Origin of the sequence: Mycobacterium sp. SMC-21, from assembly GCF_045310825.1 — a bacterium.
Lineage (GTDB): Bacteria > Actinomycetota > Actinomycetes > Mycobacteriales > Mycobacteriaceae > Mycobacterium.
In genome coordinates this window covers 1-4,797 of the sequence record NZ_JBJIAO010000077.1, presented here as the reverse complement: position 1 = coordinate 4,797, position 4,797 = coordinate 1, and the positions used below count along the sequence as shown (strand labels likewise).

At 63.1% G+C, this 4,797-nt stretch carries 6 protein-coding genes and 1 pseudogene; 3 read left to right on the top strand and 4 right to left on the bottom strand.

All coding sequences use genetic code 11. The features are described 5' to 3' along the window. Nucleotides 1-201 precede the first annotated feature (201 nt). Nucleotides 202-966 carry a class I SAM-dependent methyltransferase gene (locus ACJH6H_RS29465; protein ID WP_406776365.1) on the bottom strand — a complete coding sequence of 255 codons (765 nt, stop codon included), beginning with the start codon at nt 964-966 and terminating at the stop codon, nt 202-204. A 161-nt stretch (nt 967-1,127) separates the two neighbouring features. On the opposite strand from ACJH6H_RS29465, the gene ACJH6H_RS29460 reads away from it, so the two are divergent. After that, entirely contained in the window at nt 1,128-1,910 is a 783-nt protein-coding gene (locus ACJH6H_RS29460; RefSeq protein ID WP_406776364.1) for a maleylpyruvate isomerase family mycothiol-dependent enzyme, read from the top strand. A 274-nt stretch (nt 1,911-2,184) separates the two neighbouring features. Here ACJH6H_RS29460 and ACJH6H_RS29455 read toward each other — a convergent pair. Then, nucleotides 2,185-2,412: pseudogene (locus ACJH6H_RS29455) on the bottom strand (hypothetical protein); the annotation flags it as partial. Between the two features lie 92 nt (nt 2,413-2,504). Between ACJH6H_RS29455 and ACJH6H_RS29450 the strand changes: the two are divergent. Both ACJH6H_RS29450 and ACJH6H_RS29445 read left to right on the top strand, forming a co-directional pair. Beyond that, nucleotides 2,505-3,089, top strand: a complete 585-nt coding sequence (locus ACJH6H_RS29450; RefSeq protein WP_406776363.1) for a hypothetical protein — start codon at nt 2,505-2,507, stop codon at nt 3,087-3,089. A 61-nt stretch (nt 3,090-3,150) separates the two neighbouring features. After that, nucleotides 3,151-3,297, top strand: coding sequence for a hypothetical protein (locus ACJH6H_RS29445; protein WP_406776362.1), 147 nt, complete (start codon nt 3,151-3,153; stop codon nt 3,295-3,297). Nucleotides 3,298-3,341: 44 nt separating this feature from the next. Here ACJH6H_RS29445 and ACJH6H_RS29440 read toward each other — a convergent pair whose 3' ends face one another. Both ACJH6H_RS29440 and ACJH6H_RS29435 read right to left on the bottom strand, forming a co-directional pair. Then, nucleotides 3,342-3,974 (bottom strand): uracil-DNA glycosylase, encoded by a 633-nt coding sequence (locus ACJH6H_RS29440; protein WP_406776361.1) that lies wholly within the window; start codon nt 3,972-3,974, stop codon nt 3,342-3,344. Next, nucleotides 3,962-4,582, bottom strand: a complete 621-nt coding sequence (locus ACJH6H_RS29435; RefSeq protein ID WP_406776360.1) for a uracil-DNA glycosylase family protein — start codon at nt 4,580-4,582, stop codon at nt 3,962-3,964. The genes ACJH6H_RS29440 and ACJH6H_RS29435 overlap by 13 nt, the downstream gene beginning before the upstream one ends. Between the last annotated feature and the right edge of the window lie 215 nt (nt 4,583-4,797).

Genomic DNA, 4,797 nt, shown 5'->3' with positions numbered 1-4,797 from the left:
TCTACTACGCTACGAGCACAGCCCAATCAGAGGCTGCGCACCAATAAACCGGTGTGCATCAAACTCGGGGCGGTTCAAAGAACGTTTACATCCCCGGGTGTGGCGAACACGAACAGCGCCATGAACGCGACGCCGATAAGCCCCGAGGCGGTGTGAAACCCTGTGGTGCCGCCTGAGTTACCAGCACCGTCGCGCACGTGGTTAGGGGAGTTCCGCAACGAGTAGTCGATAGCCGAGGTCCAGTTCCGCAAGGTCTAAGAGATGCGCGTTCTTGATGGCCCATTCGCCGGTGTTGAGTTCGGTGGCGAGACGTGAAAGCCCTGCTTCGAGTTGATGCTTGGGGGTCAGGGCGCATAACGACATCCCAGCGCGAACCGTCTCGTCCAGGTAGGCATGGGGTCGGCGCCAGTACGCTCCACCGAATCCATCGGTGCAGTCGTGCGGCACTGGGATGGGGATTGGCCTTGCCTCGCCGAGTAGTGACATCAGCGTCGAAAGGGGCACGGCCAGTTGAGAATCTGTCGCTGCGGCGATGGGCAGGTAGTCGCGCAGCAGCCAAAAATCTTTGAAAGTGTCGTGATCCCACGTCAATATGGCTACACGCCGGCGCGCGACTCGGATCATTTCTGCGATGCCGCGCTCGACATCTCGCCAATGGTGCACCGTCAAAACGGCAACCGCAGCGTCGACGCTGTTGGAGCACAGCGGTAGGTGTTCGGCGATCGCCTGCACGGCCGGGGCGGCGGCGGTTCGTCGTTGGTTGATCATCACGCGGCTGGGTTCGATCGCGATGACCGTTTCGGCTGGTTCGTACGATCCGGTGCCCGCCCCGATGTTGGCGACCGAGGCCATGCCGACCAGAACGGCATTGATGGCCGCGCCGATACGCGGATCGGGTTGACGGGTGCTCGCATACGTCAGACCGGTCTCGTCGTACCGGTGTTGGACCCCGCCGCCGATAGACACAGACCATTCCTAACACCAAATCAGTGAGCAGCAGTCCGTTATGGGCCTCTCGACAAACCTGGTCGTTGGTGATGCCGGCAGACGAAGCACCCGCAGCAGCTGCCTTACTGTAACCTTAAGTTCCTCTTAATTTTCTTATTTTGTATGTAGGGTCGCTACGTATGGACCCAACTAATGGAGAGAGCAACGACCGGGCGCACCGCGGCCAGGCCCCTGCCCTCCTTCCGATCAGCGACGCGAGCGCGGCATACCAACGGATCGTCGAACGTGTCGATGCGCTGGTTCGCGGGCGCACCGAGATCGCTGATCTGGCAGTGCCGGCGTGTCCCGGCTGGAACGTCCAACAGGTAGTGGCGCATCTGGCTGGCGTTGCCCAGGACGTCGTCGCGCTGAATTTGGACAACAAGGGCACTGGCCCGTGGGCAGACGCACAGGTCGCACGACTAGGCACACACACCGTCAACGACTTACTCGACACGTGGCGACAGTCGCTCGACCAAGTGCAAGCGATCCTCGCTTTTGCATCGGATGCGGGGGCATGCCAGCTCGTATTCGACACCCTCACCCACGAGCACGATATCCGCGGCGCGCTTGGTGAACCAAGTTCTCGCACTGGCGATCTCGCGTTCGAGGCGGCCCTGGGATTCGTGACCACCATGGCTGACCAGTTCATCCGGCAAGCGCAACTGCCGGCGCTGCGGTTGAGCACTCCCACCATCGGCTCTGTACAACTCGGTGACCCACACACGGCCTGCGGTCACGTCGCACTCGACGTCTCGGATTTTGAGGCCCTGCGTTCCTTCGGTGGTCGACGCAGCATCGGGCAACTACTGGCGCTCCCTTGGGACGGCGATCCGACGAAGCTGATGCCCGCCTTCACCGACATGCTTCCTGCTTTCACCAAGGGTGGCTTACGCCCTCCAGCCGACGACCTCGTCGAATAATCCCCAATGTACTGCGCGGTCGGACAGGCCCGGCCGCCCAACGTCCGACAACCTTTGGGCGGTGGCAGGCGTCGTGACGGTTGCAGAGGATATCGAGGCCGAACGAGGCGCGCTGGCTGACACTTTGGAGGTTGTCGGCCCTCACTCTTCGCCGGATGCGGCGGTTAGACAGCATTCGACCGAGCGACGCACATCGTGGCCGCCGACCGGGCGGCCGGAACGCTCGTATTCTGTATCCGAGTGCTGGCCGCACGGGGCTTCCAATCCAAGCATTCCAGATGCAGCAAGTTGGCCCTCGGTATGCGCGCTGAAAGCGTTTGCGCCACAACATCATCTGTCGTTTCACGCTTGCTCCGTGTGGCGCGGCGACCTCCCAGTCGCCGGGATAAGTCAACGTGACCATGGCTGGGATGCGGTCCAATTCGACTAGCGGGCCGAAGTCGGGTTCGGCGAAGGCGCGGCACATCATTGAGCGTGACTTGCGTGACTGATCTGGCACAACATCAGGTGAGCTTGTTTCGCAATCGATTGCCGGCTGCGTCGTGTGGTCTAGTGAGCAACGAGGTTAGTATTCGGTAGCTGAGGTGGGGCGTCATGAGTACCGAACTCGACCAACTACTCCGCGACCGATTCGGCATCGGCCGCGACGACTTTGTGGTCGCACTAAGAGCATTGCCGTTAGTGCGATCCTGGGCAACCCGGCTCACCGAGGAAGAAGCCCGGCTGCTCGACGATGTCGACTTCGGCGAAGACCACGTCGCTTATATTGGTGTCAGCGCCGAAATCGCCGGCCACGCCGGACGACTCAACGTGACGGCACTGACCACCGCTGAGGTCAAGAATGCCCTCGGCCTCAGTGACTTGCAGATCCGGCAGAAGCGCTTGGCCCGCGAATTGTGGGCGATACCCGACGGCCAGACATGGATTTTCCCGATCGCTCAGTTCGACCGCGACTCGGAGACGAGAATGCCGTTCCGTCAGGTTCGGGGCCTGGCTGAAGTGCTCACGGCACTCCCGGACGATCTGAATCCTGTCGCGGTCGACGGCTTTCTCCACGCCCAGCAGCCCGATCTCGAACGCGACGGCCACGCTCAGACGCCATTGAACTGGCTGCGTGACGGCGGTGATGTCCTCAACGTAGTGGCCGCGGCATTGGCGTACGGCTGGTATGGCCGGTGAGCACTGGCCTGCCAGGTCAATCCGCAGCCGCGGGCGGGCGCAGAAACAACCATGTCAGTGGATGCGCCTGACGAGGATGAATACCGAGTTCGCCTCCGAAATCGTGACGAAAGTCGTGCGGCGTCAGACGTCGTGTTCGTTCGTGCCGTCACACCCGCAACGTTCGCTGCTCACCGAGACGCGCTTCGAGGTCCACGCCGTCCAGTAGCTGGGGTGGTTCACGGGTCCGTCGTGATAGAGGTGCTTCGGCGACTAAGTCCCGCTGCGCATCAGCCCGGCGACTGTCGCGATCGCCTTCTCGAAGGCCTCGCGGCCCCCGTTGGCATTGAGCCCGCGCATCGAACAGTGCGGGATGCTCCCGGGCGGCACGTAGAGGTCGGTCCGGGTGATCCCGGCGCGCTTCCATCCGTCGCGCGCCGCGCCTCCCAGCAAGAGGACGATCTCCAGGTTCGGCAGCAGCTCGACGACCTCACGCGTCCATCGGGCGGCCCGGATGCGCTCAGTGGCGGTCGATCCGCCGTTCTTCACACCCGCGACCGGGAACGGCACCACGTTCCAGTGGACGACGTGGCTGTGGTCCACGCCGTGGCGGTCGTAGGCCTCGCGGATGTTCCGCGCGGTCCAATCGTCGTTGTCTGGGCTGAGCAGCCCTGATCCTGTGCCGGCTTCGGCTTTCGTCGATGGGTTGTCCAGCAGGACCAGCATCCGCGCGTTGACGCCGCCCACGTCGGGATCCACGTACGGCACGTGTCCGTGCGGGAGCCCCTCAGCGTCGGCGATCCGGTCGGCAAGGTCATTCAGCGGCTTGACGTGAGAGTCTCGTATCCTCCGCTTCTTCTGCTCGACCACCGCCGGATCGGCGTTGCGGCCGTTCATGATTCCCATGTGGCTCCTATCGACCCGACCGCGAATCCCCATGTGATCGCCCGGGCGAGACTCGGCGCGTAGTAGGCGCGATCGGCGGTCTTCTTGAACCGCAGCGAACCGGGATGCTCCGGGAACAGCAGGTACGCCGTATCGGGCTTGACGGTCCGCGGCTTCACGAACGGCCAGGCGAGCTGCCGGCCGTCAGGATGCCGGGTCGTGAGCACCTTCTCCGCGTCCTCGCCGAGGCCGATGATCAGTCGCGGTTGAACGACATCCAGTTCGTCGTGGAGGAAGTGCCGGCAGTTGTCGATCTCGTACCGCTCCGAGGGCCGATCGCCCGGCGGGTGGCAGTGCACGACGTTCGTGATGAACAGCTCGGTCTTCTTTCGGTCGGCGATCTCCAAGGCGTCGTCGATGTACTTCCCGCTCCCGCCGGTGAACGGGATGCCCGACTCCATGCACTTGCGGCACAGGCTCTGTCCGACGATGGCCACGGGGGAATACGCCGACCCGAACCCGCGCGCCGACGCCGTGACTCCGGGCTCGTTCATCCCCGGGCACGCCCGGCACGCGCTGATCCGGTCCGCGATGAGGTCCAGCTGCCGCCGTCTCGTGTCCGTCACCATCGCGGGATCGTCTCACCTGCGGCTGACACGGGCGGGCAAACTCTGGCGATCTCGCATCTGTGCCCAAGAGCTCAGGTGCATGGTGCGAGGCTTACCACGGAGTGGCAAATGATCTGTATCTCGTCGTGTTGAGAGGTGTGACTTTGACCGCTGATTCGGGAGTCGTTTGATCACGGATTTCGGAGTCGATGATGTTGCGGCGAAGTCGTTGACTG